The 19,406-nt window shown below is 72.0% G+C and carries 19 protein-coding genes; 10 read left to right on the top strand and 9 right to left on the bottom strand.

Annotated elements, in window-relative coordinates:
- Positions 1-1,575, bottom strand: a 1,575-nt coding sequence (locus tag ABD378_RS39440) for an AfsR/SARP family transcriptional regulator (RefSeq protein ID WP_344529425.1), incomplete at its 3' end; no start/stop codon positions are given.
- A 214-nt stretch (positions 1,576-1,789) separates the two neighbouring features.
- Between ABD378_RS39440 and ABD378_RS39435 the strand changes: the two genes are divergently transcribed.
- Positions 1,790-2,377: a hypothetical protein gene (locus ABD378_RS39435; protein WP_344529423.1), complete on the top strand. Its 588-nt coding sequence runs from the start codon at positions 1,790-1,792 to the stop codon at positions 2,375-2,377.
- Positions 2,378-2,401: 24 nt separating this feature from the next.
- Here the strand turns inward: ABD378_RS39435 and ABD378_RS39430 are convergent, their stop codons facing one another.
- Both ABD378_RS39430 and ABD378_RS39425 read right to left on the bottom strand, forming a co-directional pair.
- Positions 2,402-2,893: a hypothetical protein gene (locus ABD378_RS39430; protein WP_344529421.1), complete on the bottom strand. Its 492-nt coding sequence runs from the start codon at positions 2,891-2,893 to the stop codon at positions 2,402-2,404.
- A 58-nt stretch (positions 2,894-2,951) separates the two neighbouring features.
- Positions 2,952-3,803, bottom strand: coding sequence for a GbsR/MarR family transcriptional regulator (locus tag ABD378_RS39425; RefSeq protein WP_344529419.1), 852 nt, complete (start codon positions 3,801-3,803; stop codon positions 2,952-2,954).
- Between the two features lie 202 nt (positions 3,804-4,005).
- Between ABD378_RS39425 and ABD378_RS39420 the strand changes: the two genes are divergently transcribed.
- Both ABD378_RS39420 and ABD378_RS39415 read left to right on the top strand, forming a co-directional pair.
- A complete protein-coding gene (locus tag ABD378_RS39420) occupies positions 4,006-4,881 on the top strand; it encodes an ABC transporter ATP-binding protein (protein WP_344529431.1) in 876 nt (291 codons plus the stop codon).
- Positions 4,878-5,726, top strand: a complete 849-nt coding sequence (locus tag ABD378_RS39415; RefSeq protein WP_344529417.1) for an ABC transporter permease — start codon at positions 4,878-4,880, stop codon at positions 5,724-5,726. Before ABD378_RS39420 ends, ABD378_RS39415 begins: the two co-directional genes overlap by 4 nt.
- Before the next feature lie 159 nt (positions 5,727-5,885).
- On the opposite strand, the gene ABD378_RS39410 is transcribed toward ABD378_RS39415, so the two are convergent.
- From ABD378_RS39410 to ABD378_RS39400, 3 genes are all read right to left on the bottom strand, one after another.
- A complete protein-coding gene (locus ABD378_RS39410; protein ID WP_344529415.1) occupies positions 5,886-6,293 on the bottom strand; it encodes a CoA-binding protein in 408 nt (135 codons plus the stop codon).
- 91 nt (positions 6,294-6,384) lie between these two features.
- Complete coding sequence (locus ABD378_RS39405; RefSeq protein WP_344529413.1) at positions 6,385-6,960, bottom strand: TerD family protein; 576 nt, start codon at positions 6,958-6,960, stop codon at positions 6,385-6,387.
- Positions 6,961-7,248: 288 nt separating this feature from the next.
- The gene (locus ABD378_RS39400; RefSeq protein WP_344529411.1) at positions 7,249-7,704 is read right to left on the bottom strand and encodes a tellurite resistance TerB family protein; all 456 of its coding nucleotides are present in this window, start codon (positions 7,702-7,704) and stop codon (positions 7,249-7,251) included.
- Between the two features lie 97 nt (positions 7,705-7,801).
- Between ABD378_RS39400 and ABD378_RS39395 the strand changes: the two genes are divergently transcribed.
- Positions 7,802-8,479: a TenA family protein gene (locus ABD378_RS39395; protein WP_344529409.1), complete on the top strand. Its 678-nt coding sequence runs from the start codon at positions 7,802-7,804 to the stop codon at positions 8,477-8,479.
- 9 nt (positions 8,480-8,488) lie between these two features.
- On the opposite strand, the gene ABD378_RS39390 is transcribed toward ABD378_RS39395, so the two are convergent.
- Positions 8,489-9,133, bottom strand: coding sequence for a TetR/AcrR family transcriptional regulator (locus ABD378_RS39390; RefSeq protein WP_344529407.1), 645 nt, complete (start codon positions 9,131-9,133; stop codon positions 8,489-8,491).
- Positions 9,134-9,268: 135 nt separating this feature from the next.
- On the opposite strand from ABD378_RS39390, the gene ABD378_RS39385 reads away from it, so the two are divergent.
- Both ABD378_RS39385 and ABD378_RS39380 read left to right on the top strand, forming a co-directional pair.
- On the top strand, positions 9,269-10,717 hold the full coding sequence (locus ABD378_RS39385; RefSeq protein WP_344529405.1) for an APC family permease: 1,449 nt from the start codon (positions 9,269-9,271) through the stop codon (positions 10,715-10,717).
- Positions 10,714-12,363: an amidohydrolase gene (locus tag ABD378_RS39380; protein ID WP_344529403.1), complete on the top strand. Its 1,650-nt coding sequence runs from the start codon at positions 10,714-10,716 to the stop codon at positions 12,361-12,363. Before ABD378_RS39385 ends, ABD378_RS39380 begins: the two co-directional genes overlap by 4 nt.
- Here the strand turns inward: ABD378_RS39380 and ABD378_RS39375 are convergent.
- A complete protein-coding gene (locus ABD378_RS39375) occupies positions 12,338-13,018 on the bottom strand; it encodes a 4'-phosphopantetheinyl transferase family protein (protein ID WP_344529429.1) in 681 nt (226 codons plus the stop codon). The genes ABD378_RS39380 and ABD378_RS39375 overlap by 26 nt on opposite strands.
- 100 nt (positions 13,019-13,118) lie before the next feature.
- Between ABD378_RS39375 and ABD378_RS39370 the strand changes: the two genes are divergently transcribed.
- The 4 genes from ABD378_RS39370 to ABD378_RS39355 all read left to right on the top strand — a co-directional run bounded on the left by ABD378_RS39370 (position 13,119) and on the right by ABD378_RS39355 (position 18,071).
- Complete coding sequence (locus ABD378_RS39370) at positions 13,119-13,745, top strand: YigZ family protein (protein ID WP_344529401.1); 627 nt, start codon at positions 13,119-13,121, stop codon at positions 13,743-13,745.
- Positions 13,746-13,847: 102 nt separating this feature from the next.
- Complete coding sequence (locus tag ABD378_RS39365; RefSeq protein WP_344529399.1) at positions 13,848-16,214, top strand: FHA domain-containing protein; 2,367 nt, start codon at positions 13,848-13,850, stop codon at positions 16,212-16,214.
- Between the two features lie 70 nt (positions 16,215-16,284).
- Positions 16,285-17,049: a hypothetical protein gene (locus tag ABD378_RS39360; RefSeq protein ID WP_344529397.1), complete on the top strand. Its 765-nt coding sequence runs from the start codon at positions 16,285-16,287 to the stop codon at positions 17,047-17,049.
- A complete protein-coding gene (locus ABD378_RS39355; protein ID WP_344529395.1) occupies positions 17,049-18,071 on the top strand; it encodes a serine/threonine-protein kinase in 1,023 nt (340 codons plus the stop codon). Before ABD378_RS39360 ends, ABD378_RS39355 begins: the two co-directional genes overlap by 1 nt.
- Here the strand turns inward: ABD378_RS39355 and ABD378_RS39350 are convergent.
- The gene (locus ABD378_RS39350) at positions 18,068-19,267 is read right to left on the bottom strand and encodes a streptophobe family protein (protein WP_425583964.1); all 1,200 of its coding nucleotides are present in this window, start codon (positions 19,265-19,267) and stop codon (positions 18,068-18,070) included. The genes ABD378_RS39355 and ABD378_RS39350 overlap by 4 nt on opposite strands.
- Between the last annotated feature and the right edge of the window lie 139 nt (positions 19,268-19,406).

The raw sequence follows: 19,406 nt of genomic DNA, 5'->3' as shown, positions 1-19,406 counted from the left end.
GAGGGCGAAGGCGAGGACCGTGCCGCCGAACGGCTCGGCGAGCCCGACGGCCGCTGCCGCCAACTGCTCCGCCTGCTCCACCTCGCCCAGCAGCAGATGCAGCTCGGCGAGGTTGGCGCGCTCGAAGGCGGTGGCGGTGGGCCGCCCGGCCTGCTCGGCGAGCGTGAGGGCCCGCCGCCCGTGGCCCAACGCCTTGCGGTGCTGCCCCGCCCGGCGCGCGTTCTCGCGCAACACGGAAAGGACGGTGGCGAGGAGGGCCGGGTCGCCGGACTCCTCGGCCGGTGCGAGGGCCTTCTCGGCGGGCGCGATGGCAGCCTCGTGCCGTCCCAGCAGGCCGTGGCAGATGGCCTGTTGGGCGAGTGAGCGCGCGAGGAGGATGCCGCCCCCGCCCGGCCCGAGAGCCACGTGCGCGCCGCGAGCCGCCGCGAGGCCCGCCTCGTACCGCCCCTCGTGGAACAGGATCATCGACTCCGCCATGCGGTGCGCCGCACGCACGTCCGCCGTGGCGTCCGGCCCCGGCGGATGGGCGTCGAGGACGGTGCGGGCCTGTTGCGGCGTCGCGGTGTGCGCCAGGATCTCCGCGAGGTGGGTGGCCGCCAACGTACAGGCGTCCGCGCTGCGTTGGACTTCGTACGCCGTGAGCGCCTCCCGCAGGACGCGGACCGCCTCGGCGTAGCGGCCCGAACGCTCCAGGGTGCGGGCCAGGGCCACGCGCACCCGTGCCGCGTCCGCCTCGGGGCCCGGGGGCTGATCGAGCGCCGCGCGGTGGAGCCGCACCGTCTCGGGGCCCGGACGAGCTCCCGGGTCGGCGAAGTCGAGGGCCGCGGCGCACAACTCGTACTGCCGGATCGCCGCACGCCGCATCCCCTGCCGCAGCCAGGCCTTGATCAGCACACGGTGGGCCCGTTCGTCCGCCGGGGCGGACTCCAGGAGAAGCCTGGCGGTCGCGGACGCCTCCTGCTCCTCGCCCGCCGCGAGCTGCGCCTCCGCGAGGGCGAGCGCGACCCGGCCGCGCAGTTCGGCCAGGCGTGTGCGGTGCGGTTCGGCCCAGGGGGCGTAGCGGTCCTCGGGGAGCAGCTCTCCGGTGAACTCGGCCAGAGCGGCGGCCAGTTCGGGCGTCCAGCCGCCGGACAGCGCGCTTTCGGCCAGGGATTCCGCGCGGTCCGTGTCGATCTGGACCGCGCCCGGCGCAAGCCGCAGCAGTGCCCCGTCGGCCACCAGGTACGAGGATGCCGACCGGGGTGTCAGTTCGGGTTCGAGCGCGTGCCGGGCCGCGTGCAGGGCGACCCGCAAGTTCCGCTGTGCGGCCGGGAGTTCGGCGTGCGGCCAGCACGCAGCCATGATGTGCTCGCGGTGCAGCTGATGTCCGGGGGCGAGGGCGAGCAGTTTCACCAGGGTCCGGGCGCTGGGGCGCGGCCACCGCTCGGCGGGCGGCGCCCCGTCGGTCCGCTCCGCCCGGAAACCGCCGAGCAGCCGGATGCGAAGCACGGGGGGAGAGATGCCGGGGCTCCCCTGAGTGTCGTACGCGTGTGCCGTTCCGCCCGTGCCGCCCGTGCCGCCCATGAGGGCAGTCACTCTAACCGCTCGCCCCCACCGGCCTGTTACCGGTGGATTACTGGCCGGATCACGCCCCTCGTCGCGGCACGTCAGACGGGTGCGGCGGACCTCATCGCGTCGACTTCGTCCGGCCGCCCGCGAGTCCGCCGGTCCGCGTTGACCTGCGGAGAAAGCCTCCCGAAGATATTGCCGATCACAGCCGCCGTCCCCTGTGTCCCTCTCTGGAGGAAGCGTGAAGCGTTCCCAAGTCCTTTCCGTGGGTGTCGCGTTGCTGCTCTCGGGCAGTGCCGTGGCGGCCAACGCCGCCGACAGCCCCGCCGCGCCCGCGGCGGGGCACACCGCCGAGCGCGCGTCCGCCGACGCCACGTGGTGCGAGAAGCAGGGCGGTGCCGCGCAGAAGCAGGTGCCGTACTACACCAAGACCGGGACGCAGATCGTCCGGCTCGGCGGTGAACGCGAGATGTGCGTCTTCACCGGCGAGGACGGCACCAGGATCACGATCGGCGCCCATACCCTCGCCGCCGACAAGCCCACGCTGGCCGCGCTCGCCTACGTCCACAGGCCCGCCGACCCGGGCGGCCACCCCGGCAACCCGTCGCTCGGCTACTGCGAGTCGATCAACGGCACGGCGATGTACGGCCCGAAGTCCACGGACGGCGGAGGCTGGGCCAAGAAGGGCGAGACCAACCCCTCGAACGTCGTCTCCGCCTGCATGTTCGCGGACGGTTCGGTGATCGACGCCTGGGGTCTCAAGTACCACTCGGCCGACGTGATCCGGGGCGCGGACCTGACGAAGAAGTTCCGCGCGGACATCCCGTAGCGCCCCGAACCTGAGGTCCGGCCGCTACGCGTGGCAGAGCACGCAGCCCTCCCAGTGCGGAATGGCGCTCAGGACACGGTGCCGCACGCACGACGCGACGGCCGCCTCGTCCGGGCCGGGGAAGGTGCAGCCGCCGCGGGGCCGCGCGTCGGCCGGATCGAACGCGGCGACGACCTCGTGGTACTGCCAGAGGTAGCCCTCGGCATGGGGCGGGCTGTAGTCCAGCTCGTCCCATCGGTGGTGGCGCAGGGCGAGGTCGAGCACACGCAGGACGAAGTCCTTGGCGTCGGCCCGCTGCCGAGGGGACCGGCCCCAGTCGATGTCCTCCAGGTCGAACCCGACCGCCCCGCGGCCCATGACGTTCTGGTCCTGCAGCGTCAGCAGAGCGGCGAAACGGTAGTCCCACGGGCTGCGTGCGAGATCGGACACGGCGAGCGTGAGCACGTCGATGAAGACCGCTGTGCCCGAGTTGGACAGGTCGAGGCTGCGGCCACCGCCATGGAACATGTTTCCCATGACGCCACGCTACTGACCGGGGGCGGCACGCTCGCGCGAGGCCCTCGGCGGGAGCTATCTATCCCAAGGCCTTGAGCTGTGCCGGGGTGAGCCGGTCCTGTTCGGCGCAGTGCAGGGCCTTGGACACGCGGGCCGGGGGCCAGGCCAGGGCCGTGGCCAGGTGGTGCTCCGTCAGAGACGCGTTCGCGTGACGCAGTGCGGCCAGTACGGTCAGCGCGTCGTCGACGGCTTCGGTGCCGCCGCTCATGTCGTCGCTGAGGGTCGCGAAGAACTGGCTCATGTGGGCGAGCCTGGCCCCCGCGGGCGTCGCCGCGTCGAGGACGTCGACTCCCCGCTGCGCGGTCTCCGCCCACATCGCGTGCTGCTGAGCGCTCGTCATCCAGGCCTGGAGCCAGACGTCGTCGTCGATGACGTACCGCTGGCGACGGTGTCCGGGCTCCCGTACACGGCGGATCACCTCAAGGCCCTCCAGGTAGCCGACGGCCAGGGACACCGACGCGGGGCTGACCCGCAGCCGCTGGACGAGGTCCGCGGCGGTGAGGCTGCCGGAGTCGTCCGTGATCAGGCAGGCAAGCACCCGCGCGGCCATGCGGGGCACCCCGGTCCTGACCATCAGCGCCGCGAGCTGCTCGGCGAAGTCGCGTACGTCATCGGGGTCACGCCCGTACGCGTCGGCGGGCGGGGCCGGTTCATGGCGCGGGATCTGCCTGCGTCGGCGGGCGCGCCTCCCGGTGGCCAGGTGGGCGTGGTCGACGCGGTAGGCCTCGGGACCGCCGTTCCGGGTCACCTCGCGGCTGATGGTCGATGTCGGCCTGCCGATGCGCCGGGCGATCTCGGCGTATCCGAGCCCCTCGGCGAGGCCCGCGCCGATGTGCCTGCGGTCCTCGTGGGTCAGCCTGCCTCCCGGCATACGCGTCGGCCTCCTTGCGTTCATCGGCAAGTCCATTGCAACGAATCCTGGAAATCTCCCATTGGGGAGGCTTGCTCGGCCAGTTATTCATTGATCGTGCACTGAACGCAACGTAGCTTCGCCGGCATCTGAACGGCTACGGGGAGGAGTTGACGTGACGACGACGAGCGAGGAGGTCGTGCTCGATGTCGAGGGACTCCGCATGCGCTACGGCACGTCCGACGTACTGCGAGATGTGACATTCCGGGCCCGGCACGGCGAAGTGCTCGCCCTGCTCGGGCCGAACGGGGCGGGCAAGACCACCACCATCGAGATCATGGAGGGGTTCCGCATGCGCTCGGCGGGCCGGGTCCAGGTGCTCGGCACGGACCCGGCGCTCGGCACCGAGGCATGGCGTGCGCGCATCGGGGTCGTCCTGCAGTCCTGGCGCGACCACGGCAAGTGGCGGGTGCGTGAGCTGCTCGCGTACCTCGGGACGTACTACGCCCCCTACTCCACCGACACGATCAGGCGGCCGTGGGACACCGATGAACTCCTGGCGGCGGTCGGCCTGACCGCGCACGCGGGCAAGAAGGTCAAGACGTTGTCCGGTGGACAGCGGCGCAGGCTGGACGTGGCGATCGGCATCGTGGGCCGCCCGGAACTGCTGTTCCTGGACGAGCCGACCGCGGGCTTCGACCCGGAGGCCAGGCAGGAGTTCCATGAACTGGTCCACCGGCTCGCCGACGATCACGAGACCACGATCCTGCTCACCACGCACGACCTGCACGAGGCGGGCAAGCTCGCCGACCGCATCATGATCCTGTCCGGGGGACAGATCATCGCGGACGGCTCGGCGGACGACCTGGCGCGGCGGATCGCGGGGGAGGACGAGGTGCGCTGGACGTGCGGCGGGCGGCACTTCGTGAAGTCGACGGCCGAATCGACGGCGTTCGTCCGTGGGTTGTTCCGCGAGTACGGCGAGGCCGTGGGTGAACTGGAGGTCCGCAGGGCCTCATTGGAGGACACCTACCTGGCGCTGGTGCGAGGCCAGGGCGAGACGGGGTCGCGCACGGCCGGGACGGCGGTGGCCCGGTGAACGCGACGAGCGTGGCGGTCCGTGCGGGCTGGGCCCGTGGCCTGATCGAGCTTCGGCAGTCGTTCACCAACGGCGGCGACGTCCTGTCGCATCTGCTGTGGCCGGTGCTGATGCTGACCGTCTTGTTCTTCATGCGGGACACGGCGTTCGGCACGAGCGGACTCCTGCTCGGCACCCTCGCCCTGCCGAGCATCCTCGGCATGAACGCGGCGATGGGCATGGTCAGCATGAGCCAGGCGCTCACCGCCGAACGCGAGGACGGCACCCTGCTGCGCGCCAAGGCCACGCCGAACGGGATGCCGGGCTACCTCATCGGCAAGGTCGTCTCCGTGGCGGGCGGCCTGCTCGCCGACCTGGCGATCCTGCTGATCCCCGGGATGCTCCTCGTCGAGGGCCTCGCGATCGGCGGCCCCGGCTCCTGGCTGACGCTGACCTGGGTGCTCGTCATCGGCATGGTCGCGACCCTGCCCATCGGCGCGGTCCTCGGCTCGGTGTTCACCAGCGCGCGCAGCCAGGGCCTGATCCAGCTGCCGGTCCTCGGCATGATCGCGATCTCCGGCATCTTCTACCCGATCACGGCCATGCCGGACTGGCTGCAATGGGTCGCCCAGGCGTTCCCCGTCTACTGGCTCGGCCTCGGCATGCGCTCGGCCCTGCTGCCGGACGGCGCGGTCGGCATCGAGATCGCCGACTCCTGGCGGCACTGGGAGACGGCCGGGGTGCTGGGGGCCTGGGCCGTGCTCGGCCTGCTCGTGGCCCCGGTCGTGCTGCGCCGGATGGCACGCAGGGAGTCGGGCTCCAGCGTGGCGGCGCGACGGGAGAGGGCGTTGCGGCGGGTCGGCTGACGGTGCGGTCCCGCGCCCCGTAAGGGGCGCGGGGAACTGCGCGACCGACCCCCACCGACCCGCGGGCCGATCATCGGGTCCGCGGGCCGATCACCGGGTCCACGGTCCACGGGCCCATCACCGGGCCCGTGCACCCTCACCGCACCCCCGGCGGAACGTCTAGCGCAACATCGGCAGTTCGATCGCCGGGCAGCGGTCCATCACCATCTCGATGCCCGCCGCCCGCGTCCGCTCGTACGCCGCCTCGTCGATGACGCCGAGCTGGAACCAGACCGCCTGCGCGTCGATGGCGACGGCCTCGTCGGCGGCCTGGCCCGCGAGGCCGCTGTTGAGGAAGACATCGACGACGTCGATCTTGAAGGGCACGGCGGAGAGGGACGGGTAGCCCTGCTCGCCGTGCACCGTCTCGGCCTTCGGATGGATCGGGACGATGCGCTTCCCGTAGGCCTGCAGGACCCCCGCGACTCCGTACGCCGCCCGCCCCTCGTTCGTGGACAGGCCCACGACCGCCCAGGTGTCCCCGAGTTCCGTCAGGATCTTGCGCACTGCTGCCGGATCGCCGTACACGTCCCGCTCCCTCTGCCGCCGATGGTCGGATGACTGTCAAGCACGTACGTCAGACGCGTCAGCACGTACGTCAGACGCGTCAGCGCGTACGTCAGACATTCACGCCGAAGTCCGACGCGATGCCGCGCAGCCCACTTGCATAACCCTGGCCGACCGCACGGAATTTCCACTCCGTTCCGTGGCGGTAGAGCTCGCCGAAGACCATGGCGGTCTCGGTCGACGCGTCCTCGGTCAGGTCGTAGCGGGCGATCTCCGCGTTGTCCGCCTGGTTGACCACGCGGATGAAGGCGCCCCGGACCTGGCCGAAGCTCTGGCCGCGGTTCTCGGCGTCGTGGATGGAGACCGGGAAGACGATCTTCGTGATCGTGGTGGGGACCTCGGCGAGGTTCACCTTCACGGCCTCGTCGTCGCCCTCGCCCTCACCGGTGAGGTTGTCGCCGGTGTGCTCGACCGAACCGTCGGGGCTCTTGAGCTGGTTGTAGAAGATGAAGTGCTGGTCGGAGACGACCTTCCCCGAGTCGTCGCAGAGCAGGGCGCTGGCGTCCAGGTCGTAGTCCGTGCCGGTGGTCGTGCGGACGTCCCAGCCCAGGCCGACCAGGACGGCGGTGAGGCCGGGGGCCTCCTTGCTGAGCGAGACATTGCCGCCCTTGGCCAGGGAAACTCCCACGATGTCCTCCTGAGGTCCTGAGGTGAAGTGCGTACCGGCCGTGGTCAGGGCCGGGGAGTTAAATCTACAGCACTGTAGAAGTAGCCGGGGTGCCGCGTCCCGATACCGCGTCCCGTTACGATGTGGCGCCCTCGACGGGCCGTCAAGAGAGCCGTCAAGACAGCCGTCCGGAACGAGAGTTCAGGTGTCAGGGGCTGTGGATGCGCGAGGTGCCCCTCGGGGGCGGACGGTGCGCCACCGAGTGACCCCGCCCGCCCCGTGCGCCCCGCGCGAGGCTTGACGGCCGTGTCAGAGGTCGAACTCGTGCGGCGGCAGGTCGAGGGCGTAGCACGCCTCCCGCACGACGGCCCGCTCCGTCGGGTCGAAGTCGCCGTCCGCGCCGCCGATGACGATGCCGATCTGGACCACGGCGCGCGCCTCCGCCGGCTTCTTCTTCGCCTTGGCGACCTCCTGCAACACGCTGACCTTGCCGAACGCGAAGTCGGCGGTGAGCTTGTCGACGTTGTCGTCGAAGCGGCGCCGCAACTCGTCGGCAGGGAAGTTCTGCAGCACCTCGTTGGTGGCGATGAGTTGGGCCACGCGCTGCCGTTCGGACGGGTCGATGGAGCCGTCCGCGGCTGCCACGAGGGCGCACATCGCCATACTGGAGTCGCGGAAGGCGCCGCTCTTGAGGTCGTTCTTCTTCGCCATGAGCTGGGTCTGCATCGTCGATGCGGATTCCTTGACGCGGTCCCACAGGGCCATGAGAGCTCCGTACGTTGGTTTCTTGTTTCTACAGCACTGTAGAAACTAACAGGAGTCGGCAGCACCGAGAAGTTCCGCCGAAGCAGGAGGACGGACGATGACACGGACCGCACAGGAGCTGCTCGACGCCGTGACGACGCGGCTTGCCCCGGACCCGGCGGCCAATCCGCTCGTCCCGCTGTTCGCGGACGGCACCGCGAACGGTTCCGCGATCACCGCTCTCGCTCTGGAGCAGCGCTCTGTGATCCCCGCCGACCGCCGCTCCTTCCTGCACCTGGCCGAACGCTCGGCCGCCACGGGGGAAGCCGAGTGCGAGGCCTTCTTCCGCACCCTCGCCGAAGGGGAGGCGCTCGCCCTCGACCGGCTCGGCGCTCTCGTCGCGGCGTGCGGCGTGGGCGAGGCGGACGCCGACGCGTACGAGCCGCGCGCGGGCTGCCAGGCCTATCCGGCGTACGTGGCCTGGCTCGCCCTGAATGGCGCTCCCGTCGACGTGGTCCTCGCCCTGACCGCCAACTTCGCCTCCTGGGGTGCCTATTGCGCGACGCTCGCCCGCGCGCTCCCGGCCCATTACGGCTTCAGCGAGGAGGACTGCGGGTTCTTCGCGTTCTTCGCCGAGCCCGCGCCGGACCTCGAGCGGCAGGCACTGGCCGCGGTGCGCGCGGGCATGGAGCGGGGCCTCGACGCGACAGGCTCCGCTCTGCGTCACGGGAGGCTGCTGCAGCGCTACGAGGCGATGTTCTGGGAGACGCTCGCCGACCCGAAGCGCGACCTCTGACGAGGTGGCCTACTCCCCGCGAAACTCCGCGAGTTGAGCCACGAGCCCCCGGATCAGCGCGTCGAGCCCCGCCGCGAACGCCTCATCGGCCCGCCCCGCCTTGTCGCCGCCCACGGCACTGCCCAGCGCGGCCGCCAGGACGGGCACCCGAGGCGCGTGCCCGGCCGGGTCGATCATCAGCGGCGGCGCCACCAGGTCGAGCGCCGAGCCGAGCAGGAAGGACTCGACGCTGGTCAGCGCCGTGACCAGACGTTCCTGTGGCCAGCCGCCGCGGGCCAGCGCCGTGACGACGGCCTCGTACATGCTGAGCGTGGCCGGCGAGCTGATGGTCGTGGTGGCCAGCAGGTCGATGGAGTGCGGGTGCCTGGCGAACGCGTCACGGTACGAACGGGCCCACGCGGCAAGGGCGTCGGGCCACGGCAGGGTGTCGAAGGCGGAGACGTCCATCTCCTCGACGACCAGGCGCCGTACGCCCTCGATGACCTCGGCGCGGCCGTCCAGATGGTTGTAGAGCGATGCGGTCTTCACCCCTAGCCGCGCGGCCAGGCGGGGCAGGCTGAACACGTCGGCCCCCTCGGCGTCGATCAGCGCGAGGGCCTCCCGCGCTATCAGGTCCGCGCTGAGCACCGGTATGCGAGGCCTCCCTCTGTCCATGGCTTGGCAACTCCCGTCTTCGGATGGGGTCTTCACAGCCGCCCCCGTGCAGAGTACGGTCCTGCCCAGCTCGGACTAAAGGCTTTAGTTTCCTTGGACGTCCCCGCCTGCCGCCTGCCCCCTTGGAGCACCCGCGTGACCGCACCCACCTCCCGCGTCGCCAAAGGCCTCAGCGGCGGCGCCGTCGGCACCGGCGACCTCGTCTTCTTCGTCGTGGCCGCTGCCGCGCCGCTGACCGTGATGGCGGGAGTGGCCCCGCTGGCGATCGGCATGGCGGGTCGGGCGGCGCCGCTCGGCTACCTGATATCCGGGCTGCTGCTCATCGTCTTCGCGGCCGGATTCACCGCGATGAGCCGCTTCGTGCGCAACGCGGGCGCCTTCTACGCCTACATCGGCCGCGGGCTCGGACGCCCGGCGGGAGCGGGGTCCGCGTACGTCGCGCTCTACTCGTACAACGCCATCGAGGTCGGACTGCTCGTCGCCTTCGGATGGTTCACCGAGTCCGGGTTCCAGGACCTGACCGGGGTCCGCGTGGCCTGGTGGATCTGGGCCGTCGCCGGGCTCGTCGCCGTCGGTGTGCTCGGCTATCTGAAGGTCACGTTCAGCGCCAAGGTCCTCGGTGTCGCGCTGGCCCTCGAAGTCCTCGTGCTCCTGGTGTTCGAGGCCGGGCTGCTCGCGCACGGCGGCGGGCCGCAGGGCCTCGACCTGGGCACGCTCTCGCCGGGGCACCTGGGCGGAGCGGGAGTGGGCGGCATGTTCGTGCTCGCCGTCGGCGCCTTCGTCGGGTTCGAGGCGACGGCCATCTACGCAGAGGAGGCACGGGAACCGGAGCGTACGGTGCCGCGTGCCACCTACATCGCGGTGGCGTTCCTCGCGTTCTTCTACACCTTCACGGTGTGGATGATCATCAACGCGTACGGATCCGACCGCGCCCAGGCCGTGGCCGACGGGGAGGGCGGCGCCGACATGGTCTTCACGGCCACCGAGCGGTTCGCCGGGGCCTGGGCCGCCGACTCCATGCACGTACTGATCATCACCAGCGCCTTCGCCGCGACCCTCGCCTTCCACAACGGCGCCGCCCGCTACTTCTACGCCCTGGGCCGCGAAGGGCTGTTGCCGCGCCGCCTGGCCGCCGTGTCCCCGAAGACGCGGGCACCCGTCACGGCGGTCGTGGCGCAGTCGGTCCTCGCCCTCGCCGTGGTCGCCGTGACCGTCGTCAGCGGCGCGGACCCCTACACCGTCACCTTTCTGTGGAGCAACGGCTCCGGCATCCTCGGCGTGATGCTGATGCAGGCCCTCGCCGCGCTCGCGGTGTACGGCTTCTTCCGGCGCGACCGCAGGGGCATGCCCGCCTGGCGGGTGGTCGTGGCCCCGCTGATCGCCTGCGCGGGCCTCGCGGTACTGATCGCGCTGGTGTGTGCCAACCTCGATCTCCTGACGGGGGCTTCGGGCGGCGTCAACGCGGCTCTGATCGCGCCGCTGCCCGTGCTGTTCGTGGCGGGAGCGGCTCTTGCCCTGCGGATCGGACGGCGCGACCCACAGGCGTACGAACGGCTGACGACAGTGGACGCGGAGAGCGTGTGACGGAGGGTCAGGGCAGCATGGTGGACGAGACGGTGACGCGGGTCTTTCTCGGGGCGGTGCGCACCGGAAGCGATGTCCACGGGGACACCACGGCACTCGCCGTGCGCGACGGACGCGTCCTCGCGCTCGGGGACGGGGCCCGCGCGCTCGCCGAAGTGGCGGACGACGTCGTCGAGTTGGGGGACGGCCTGCTCCTGCCCGCCTTCGGAGACGGCCATGCCCACCCCCTCTTCGGAGGTCTGGAGAGCTTCGGCCCGCAGATCAAGGACCTGGCATCGGTCGACGCGATCGTCGCGGAGGTCGGGCGTTGGGCCGATGCGCACCCGGACGCGGAGTGGATCGTCGGCGCCTCCTACGACCCGGCGCTCGCGCCCGACGGTGAGTTCGACGCCAGGTGGCTGGACGCGGCGGTCACCCAACGGCCCGTCGTGCTGCGGGCCCACGACTACCACACGGTGTGGTGCAACACGGAGGCGCTGCGCCGGGCAGGCGTGCGGGACTCGACGCCGGACCCGCGCCTCGGCTGGATCGTCCGGCGTCCCGACGGCTCGCCGCTCGGCACCCTGCGCGAGTGGCACGCCTGCGACCTGGTGCTCGACCAGGTGCCGGCCCGCGAGGAGGCCGAACTGGTCGAAGCCGTGCGCCGGGCAGGCCGGGCGTACGCGCGAGCGGGCATCACATGGGTGCAGGACGCCTGGGTCGAACCGGAGATGGTGGAGGCCTATCTCGCGGCGGCCCGGCACGACGCCCTGAGCGTCCGCGTCGACCTGGCCCAGCGCGCCGACCCCGACCGCTGGCGCGAGCAGCGGGGGCAGTTCGACGCGACGCGCGGGCGCGTGAGCGCCGATGGCGGCCCGCTGCTGTCCGCGCGCACGGTGAAGTACTTCAGCGACGGCGTGATCGAGGGCGGTACGGCCGCCCTGCTCGACCCCTATCTGGACGCGCCGCACAGCTGCGGCATGCCCGTGTGGGAGCCGCGCGCGCTCGCCGAAGCGGTGTGCGCGTTCGACGCCGACGGCTTCCAGACGCACATCCACGCCATCGGCGACGCGGGCGTACGGGCGGCGCTCGACGCGGTGGAGTCCGCGGTCCTCGCCAATCCGGCCTGGGACCGGCGGCCCGTGATCACCCACGTCCAGCTCGTCGACCCGGCCGACCTGCCGCGCTTCGCCGCACTCGGCGTCATCGCCAACTTCGAACCCCTGTGGGCGCAGCCCGACCCGCTCCAGACCGAGCTCTCGATGCCGCGGATCGGCGCCGAACGCTCCGACCGGCAGTACCCGATGGGGGAGTTGGCGCGCGACGGCGTGCGGCTCTCCTTCGGCAGCGACTGGCCCGTCAGTTCGTACGAGCCGCTCGAGGGCATCCAAGTCGCGGTCACCAGGCGCACGTTCGACGGGGACCCGGAGAGCGGCTGGACGCCGCACCAGCGGCTCACCGTGGAGCAGGCGCTTGCCGCGGCCACCAGCGGTGTCGCCCACCAGGCGGGCGCCGACGACCGGCTCGCCCTGGTGCCCGGTGCGCCCGCGGACCTGGTCCGGCTCTCCGCGGACCCGCGCACCGTGGACCCGATGGCCATCCGGCACGTGCGGGTGCTCGGCACCTGGCTGGGCGGGGCCCCTACGTACCGGGCGCCGGAGGAGTGAGGGGCAGGACGATGGCGGTGACGGCGATGCCGTCCCGTATCAGCCAGTTGCCCCGGAACCCCGTCAGCTCGCGGCCCGCCACCGTCGGCCCGGGGACGAGGAGGTCCGCGGTGAACGTGCCGTCCGGGTGCAGGTGCACGCGGGCGTCCTCGAAGCCGAGCCAGCGCCCGGTGAGCGGGAACCACGTCTTGTAGACGGACTCCTTGGCGCTGAAGAGGAGCCGGTCCCAGGGGACGTCCGGATGCCGGAAGCCGAGCCCGGCGAGGGCCGCGCGCTCCGACTCGTCGGTGACCAGGGCAAGGACACCGGCATCGGAGAGCGGAGCGGCCGGCTCCGCGTCGATGCCGATGGAGGTGACCGCCGAGGCGCGGGCCACGACGGCGGCGCGGTAGCCCGCGCAGTGCGTCATGCTGCCGACGATGCCGTCGGGCCAGCGCGGCGCGCCCTTGGGGCCCGGCAGGATCGGCACGGCAGGTACGCCGAGCTCGGCAAGGGCGGTGCGGGCGCACTGCCGGACCGTGGCGAACTCGCGGCGCCGCTTGTCCACGGCCCGCGCCACGACGTCCGCCTCCTCGGGGAAGAGGAAGGGATCGGCCGGGTCCTCGCGGGTCTCCACGACCGTGACGGGAGCGGCGCCGAGCAGCGACTCCAACACGTCATGACCGACGATGACTTGGCGTACGCGATTCGAGGGTGACGTCACAACGGATCACCGTACCGGGGCCGCGGCGTGAGCGGGGGCCTACCCTGGCGGGATGCACGACGAGTACCGCACAGTGGCCCGCGAGGCCGTGCACGAGACCGAGATCAACCGCTCGCGCTTCCTGTGCGCCCTCGCGCCCGCGGCCACCGAGGGGGAGGCCCAGGACTTCGTCGCGCGCATCCGCAAGGAGCACCCGTCCGCCTCGCACAACTGCTTCGCGTACGTCATCGGGGCCGACGCGGGGGTGCAGAAGGCGAGCGACGACGGGGAGCCCGGCGGGACCGCCGGTGTGCCGATGCTCCAGATGCTGCTGCGCCGTGACATGCGGTACGTCGTCGCCGTCGTGACCCGCTACTACGGCGGGGTCAAGCTCGGCGCAGGCGGACTGATCAGGGCCTACGGAGGCGCGGTCGGCGAGGCGCTCGACGCGGTCGGCACCCTGACCCGCAGGCGCTTCAGGCTCGCCACCGTCACGGTCGACCACCAGCGTGCGGGCAAGATCCAGAACGATCTGCGGTCGGCGGGGCGCGAGGTGCGTGACGTGCGGTACGGCGACGCGGTGACCATCGAGATCGGCCTTCCCGACGCCGACGTCGAGACCTTCACGGCCTGGCTGGCCGACGCGACCGCGGGCAGCGCGGTTTTCGAGCTCGGGGGAGAGGCGTACGGGGACGCCTGACGCCGGGCGGGGCCCTCGATGTGGCCGGGCGGGACCCCCGGATGTGGCCGGGCGGGCGCCCGAGCCCAGGCGTGGACGCGCCCGAATGGGTAGAATTCGGGCATGGGAGAGCGGCCTGTAACGCCGACTGCGCCCGAACTCGTCCTTGAGACCGACACCGGTTCCACGGTGATGAGTCCGAGCCGCGACTATCACGTCGGGCGCGATCCACTGAGCGACATCGTCATCGACGATGCCCGCGTCTCCTGGCACCACGCCGTCCTGCACGCCGAGCTCGACCACTGGACGATCGAGGACGAGCACAGCACGAACGGCACGTACGCCGACGGCCGACGCATCCACGAGTGGGGTGTCGGACCCGGCAGCGTCCTGCGCTTCGGCAGCGTCGCGGACGGCCCGCGCGCGGTGCTCACCGGCCGTGAGCCGTCCCCGCCCGCCGCGCCCGCGGCCCGCGAGCGCCCCTCCGGCGTCCGCACGCCATCGGCCACCGGCACCTTCCGGAAGCCGACATCCGTGCGCCCACTGCCCGCGCGCACCGTCCGCATCGGCCGCGCCGCCGACAACGACCTGGTCATCGACGATCTGGTCGTCTCACGCCGCCACGCCGAACTGCGGGTCCTCGCGGACGGCACGTACGAGATCGTCGACCTCGGCAGCCACAACGGCACGTATCTCAACGGCCAGCCGGTCGGCCGCGCCCCGGTCTTGCCAGGGGACATCGTCGGCGTCGGCCACCGTGCGTTCTGCCTGGTCGGCGACGAACTCCAGGAGTACGTCGACACGGGTGAGGTGTCGCTCGACGTCCAGGAGCTGACGGTCGCCGTCGACAAGGGCCGCAAGACGCTCCTCGACAAGATCTCCTTCCCCGTCGGCGAGAAGTGCCTGCTCGCCGTCGTCGGCCCCAGCGGCGCGGGCAAGTCCACCCTCCTCAACGCCCTCACCGGCCTGCGCCCCGCCGACGAGGGCACCGTCCTCTACGACGGCCGCGACCTGTACCGCGACTACGCCGAGCTCCGGCAGCGCATCGGTCTCGTGCCGCAGGACGACATCCTGCACGCGCAGCTCACCGTGCGCCGCGCCCTCGGATACGCCGCGGAACTGCGCTTCCCCCAGGACACCGAGAAGGCGGAACGCCGGGCCAGGGTCGACGAGGTCATCCGGGAGTTGGGCCTCGAGCAGCGCGTCGACCAGCCCATCCACAGCCTCTCCGGCGGCCAGCGCAAGCGTGTGAGCGTCGCGCTCGAACTGCTGACCAAGCCGTCGCTGCTCTTCCTCGACGAACCGACCTCCGGGCTCGACCCCGGCATGGACCGCTCGGTGATGAACATGCTGCGCGGCCTCGCCGACGACGGCCGGACGGTCATCGTCGTCACCCACAGCGTGCTCAGCCTCGACGGGTGCGACCGGCTCCTCGTGCTCGCGGCGGGCGGCAGGATCGCCTACTACGGGCCGCCCGGGGACGCGCTCCCGTTCTTCGGCTTCGACGAGTGGCCCGAGGCGTTCGAGGCCTTCGAGGGAGACCGCGACCGGGACTGGGCCGGGGAGTACCGGCGCTCGCCGTTCCACCAGCAGTACATCGTCAACTCCTCCGCGCAGCCGTATCTGGCACAGGACGCCGCGAACCCCGTGGCCTCCTTCGCGCCACCGCCGAAGGCGCAGAGCTGGGGGTCCCAGCTGCGGACGCTGGTGCGGCGGTACGCGGCCGCGCTCGGCGCGGACCGTACGTTCCTGGCGATCATGATCGCGCTGCCGTTCGTGATGGGCGCCATGGCCCGCGCGCTGGCAGGGAGCAAGTTGACCCAGGAGACGGCGCTGAACGCCCTGCTCATCCTCTGCGTGGGCGGAGTCCTGACCGGCGCGGCCAATGCCGTGCGGGAACTGGTCAAGGAGCGCGTCATCTACCGGCGCGAACGGGCCGTGGGGCTCTCCAGATCGGCGTACCTGATGTCCAAGGTCGTCGTACTCGGAACGATCACTGTGCTGCAGGCCGTCGTGCTGACCCTGGTGGCGCTGCTCGGCGTCGACCTGAACGCGCCGGGCGGCGAGGGAGTGCTGCTCCCACCCCTTGCCGAGATCACCGTGGCGGTGGCCCTGCTGGCGTTCACGGCCATGATGCTCGGGCTCCTGGTCTCGGCCCTGGTGCGCAAGGAAGAGGTGACGATGCCGCTGCTCGTGCTGCTCGCCATCGTCCAGGTGGTGTTCTGCGGCGCGCTCCTGAAACTCAACGGGGTGCCCGGCGTCGAGCAACTGGCGTGGCTCGTGCCCTCGCGGTGGGCGCTGGGCGCGATGGCGGGGACCATCGGCCTCGGCAGAATCGTGCCGGGGGAGCTGACGGCCGACCCGCTGTTCCGGCACTCGGCGGGTGTCTGGCTGCTCAACATGGGCATGTTGGTGGCCCTCTCGGTGGTCTTCGGCTTCGTGGTCGCGAGGCTGCTGCGACGGCACGAACCCGCGGTCATGCGGAAGTAGCAGCCGACAAGCAGCAAAGCAGAGCAGAAGCAGACCGGAGCAGACGAGAGCAGGAGCTGGAGCAGACGAGATGACCACCGCGGACTTCCGCCCCACACACGTCGTCCCCCAGGACGGGCTCCCCGCCTGGGAGGCACCGGACGCCGACCGCCCGACGACGCCGCTCGACGCGTTGCTGCCCGTACAGCTGGTCGACCGGCTCGGCGACTGGGGCCGGATCGTCTGTGCCAACGGGTGGTCCACGTGGGTCGACGGCCGCCTCCTGATCGCCGTACCGCCCGACCCCCCGGCCGCGGGCCACCCCCTCACCCACACGGCGGACCCGGGCCCGCTCCTGGCCAGGACGGAGGACGCGCTGGGCCGCTACCGCCGCGCGACGGAGGAACTGGCGGCAGGCAGGACGGACGGCGAGTCCTTCCGGAGCCAGACGCGCGGGCTGCGCGTGGGCATGGTCGTGGACGGCGGATCGACGTGGCTCTACGACGCCGAACACGAGCGGTGGGTGTACTACGACGGGACACGGCTCAGCACGTACGCGGCGGGGGAGGGCCCAAGCGTGCACGGCGACGGTGCGGACGGGGTACCCGCGGGCGGCGAGGAGCCAGCGGGCCCGGAGCCGACGCAGGTCGTGGCCGCGGCGGACGGAGTCCAGGCGCGCGCGCCGTACGGCGCGGGTGGTGCGGGGGATGTGGAGGCGACGCAGGTGGTGGGTGTGGAGGGCCGGGGGCAGGCCCATGGGCCGTATGGCGGAGGTGGTGGCGGGGCTTCTGAGGCGACGCGGGTGGTTGATGATGTTGCCGATCCCGACCCGGCGGCCCGGTCCGGTGACGCCTGATGGGGAGCGCGCCGCGCGACGACGTGCCGTCGGGCGCGAGTCCCCATTCCGGGCGGCCCTCCGAGCTGATCGGGAAGCAGATCGCGGGCTACCGCGTCGAGAGCGAGATCGGGCGGGGCGGGATGGCCGTCGTCTATCGCGCCAAGGATCTGCGGCTCGACCGGACCGTCGCCCTCAAGCTGCTCGCCCCCGAGCTCGCGCGCAACGACACCTTCCGGCAGCGCTTCACGCACGAGTCGCGCGTGGCCGCCGCGATCGAGCATCCGCACATCGTGCCGGTCTTCGAGGCGGGCGAGACCGACGGAGTGCTCTACATCGCCATGCGGTACGTCCCCGGGCTCGACCTGCGCCACCTGCTCGACGACTCGGGCCCGCTCCCCGTCGGAGCCGCCCTCCGCATCGCCGCGCAGGTCGCGTCCGCGCTCGACGCGGCCCACGATCACGGGCTGGTCCACCGCGACGTCAAGCCCGGCAACATCCTCGTCGCCAAGGGCACGGACAGCGACCACCCGGAGCACGTCTACCTCACGGACTTCGGCCTGACGAAGAAGTCGCTGTCGCTGACCGGCTTCACGACCGTCGGCCAGTTCGTCGGAACCCTCGACTACGTGGCGCCGGAGCAGATCTCGGGACGCCCGGTGGATGGCCGCTGCGACGTCTACAGCCTCGCTTGCGTCGTCCACGAGACCATGGCCGGCGGCCCGCCCTTCCAGCGTGACGACGACATGGCCCTGCTCTGGGCCCACCAGTACGACCAGCCGCCCCGCCTGACCGAGAAGCGCCCCGACGTCCCCGCGGCCCTCGACGGCGTACTGGCGAAGGCGCTGGCCAAGAGCCCCGATGACCGGTACGGCTCCTGCCTGGAATTCGCGGCCGCGCTGCGCGCCGCGGTCACGGGAGGCGCGCACGGGCACACTCCTACGCAGGTGGACCGCCACGTAGTGGGAGCCCCGCAGAGCCCGGGGGCGCCTCCGGAGCCGCCGAGCTGGGCGCGGCCGGTCTTCAGGCGGCTGCCCGGCTAGGACTGTGCGGGCTCGTCTTCCTGCACCTCGCCGCGCCGGTGGACCCGCCGCGCCAGCAGTCCGCCGATGAAACCGGTGACCAGGCCCCAGGCCACGGCGAGAATCAGCGCGGTCCCCAGCTGCGGATGCAGCTTCACCAGGCCCGACAGGCCGCCGCCCAGATCCCCGATGCCCAGGAGGGACAGGCCGGCGTGGGCGGAGAGGCGGGCGAGCAGACAGACCGCGAGCACCGTGAGGGCCAGCGCCACTGCCATGTGCACGGCGTGCTGCCAGGCCCGCATCCGCGCGGGTGAGCGTGCCGCCATCAGGAACGCGGCCCCCAGGACCAGGACCGCGGCGACGACCAGCAGCCACCACACCCGGCCGTCGTGTTCGGAGAGCGTCCGCAGACTGAGCGTGGAGTCGTCCGGAGTGCGCAGTACGTCGTCGAGGACGCGCGGCATGGGCAGTCCGAACGGCCCGTCCACGCGGCCTTCCCAGGACGCACCGAGCCCGATGGTAAAGGCGAGCCAGACGAGGTTGGGCAGCCCGAGCAGCAGCACCGCGAGCGTCTCGGCTGCATGCCCCTTGGTCACCGCCACGATCACTCCGATGACGAACCCCAGGGCGACGTACGCGAGCAGCAGGACCACCATGGCGTAGGCCCCGGGACGTACCGACTCCTGGAAGCGGAGGAGACCGGCGGGGAGCGGCGCACCGCGCGAGACCAGCAGCGCCACGACGAGGACGCCCACCAGCCACAGCAGCCCGAACACGAGGGTCAGCGGCACATCGGTCTCGAACCCGATCTTGGGCGAGCCGGCACCCAGCAGGTCGCCGATGTCGGCCGCTTCCCCCTCCCCGAGCGAGATCGTGAACCGGTGGCGGGCCAGCAGGCCGAGGCCGATGAGGACCAGGATCCACAGGACCGCGAACCGGGCGGCCCAGCCGATCAGTTCCCTCGTTCCGGCGACCGCCCGGTGCCGCAGCGGCCTGAGGAATCCGGCGCCGAGCACCAGAGCCCCGGCGAGGGTGATCGAGAGGGGGAGCACGGACAGCTCCGCGTTCGTCTCGGCGATGGCACCGGCGTCGCCGGAGAGCCCGACGGAGCCGCCGACCGCCATCACGACGACAGCCGCGACGACGCTGGGGAAGGCACCGTCCGGCAGGTCCGTCGCCCCGGCGGCCCACAGGCCGAGCGCGGCGAGGACGGCCATGGCCACCAGCGCGGCGAGCACGGCCACGAGGGCGTGGATCCAGCCATGGGGGGCCCGCCTGCTCTGCGGCGCGGGCTGCGCGCCTGCCCGCCCGGGCGGTCTCTGGTCGTTCACGTTGTCACGCTAAGCAGCGTCGCGG

The organism is Streptomyces rectiviolaceus (assembly GCF_039533825.1).
In the GTDB taxonomy this organism is placed as follows: Bacteria; Actinomycetota; Actinomycetes; order Streptomycetales; family Streptomycetaceae; genus Streptomyces; species Streptomyces rectiviolaceus.
Note: the sequence above shows the minus strand (reverse complement) of the source record. Positions and strands in the feature narration are given on the sequence as shown.

Bases quoted from the DNA above. Each gene is read 5' to 3' on its own strand.
- ABD378_RS39430 (WP_344529421.1), bottom strand. From the start codon at position 2,893: ATGGGAAACATGTTCCATGGCGGTGGCCGCAGCCTCGACCTGTCCAAC.
- ABD378_RS39425 (WP_344529419.1), bottom strand. From the start codon at position 3,803: ATGCCGGGAGGCAGGCTGACCCACGAGGACCGCAGGCACATCGGCGCG.
- ABD378_RS39420 (WP_344529431.1), top strand. From the start codon at position 4,006: ATGCGCTACGGCACGTCCGACGTACTGCGAGATGTGACATTCCGGGCC.
- ABD378_RS39400 (WP_344529411.1), bottom strand. From the start codon at position 7,704: ATGGCCCTGTGGGACCGCGTCAAGGAATCCGCATCGACGATGCAGACC.
- ABD378_RS39395 (WP_344529409.1), top strand. From the start codon at position 7,802: ATGACACGGACCGCACAGGAGCTGCTCGACGCCGTGACGACGCGGCTT.
- ABD378_RS39390 (WP_344529407.1), bottom strand. From the start codon at position 9,133: ATGGACAGAGGGAGGCCTCGCATACCGGTGCTCAGCGCGGACCTGATA.
- ABD378_RS39370 (WP_344529401.1), top strand. From the start codon at position 13,119: ATGCACGACGAGTACCGCACAGTGGCCCGCGAGGCCGTGCACGAGACC.
- ABD378_RS39365 (WP_344529399.1), top strand. From the start codon at position 13,848: ATGGGAGAGCGGCCTGTAACGCCGACTGCGCCCGAACTCGTCCTTGAG.
- ABD378_RS39360 (WP_344529397.1), top strand. From the start codon at position 16,285: ATGACCACCGCGGACTTCCGCCCCACACACGTCGTCCCCCAGGACGGG.
- ABD378_RS39355 (WP_344529395.1), top strand. From the start codon at position 17,049: ATGGGGAGCGCGCCGCGCGACGACGTGCCGTCGGGCGCGAGTCCCCAT.
- ABD378_RS39350 (WP_425583964.1), bottom strand. From the start codon at position 19,267: ATGGCCGTCCTCGCCGCGCTCGGCCTGTGGGCCGCCGGGGCGACGGAC.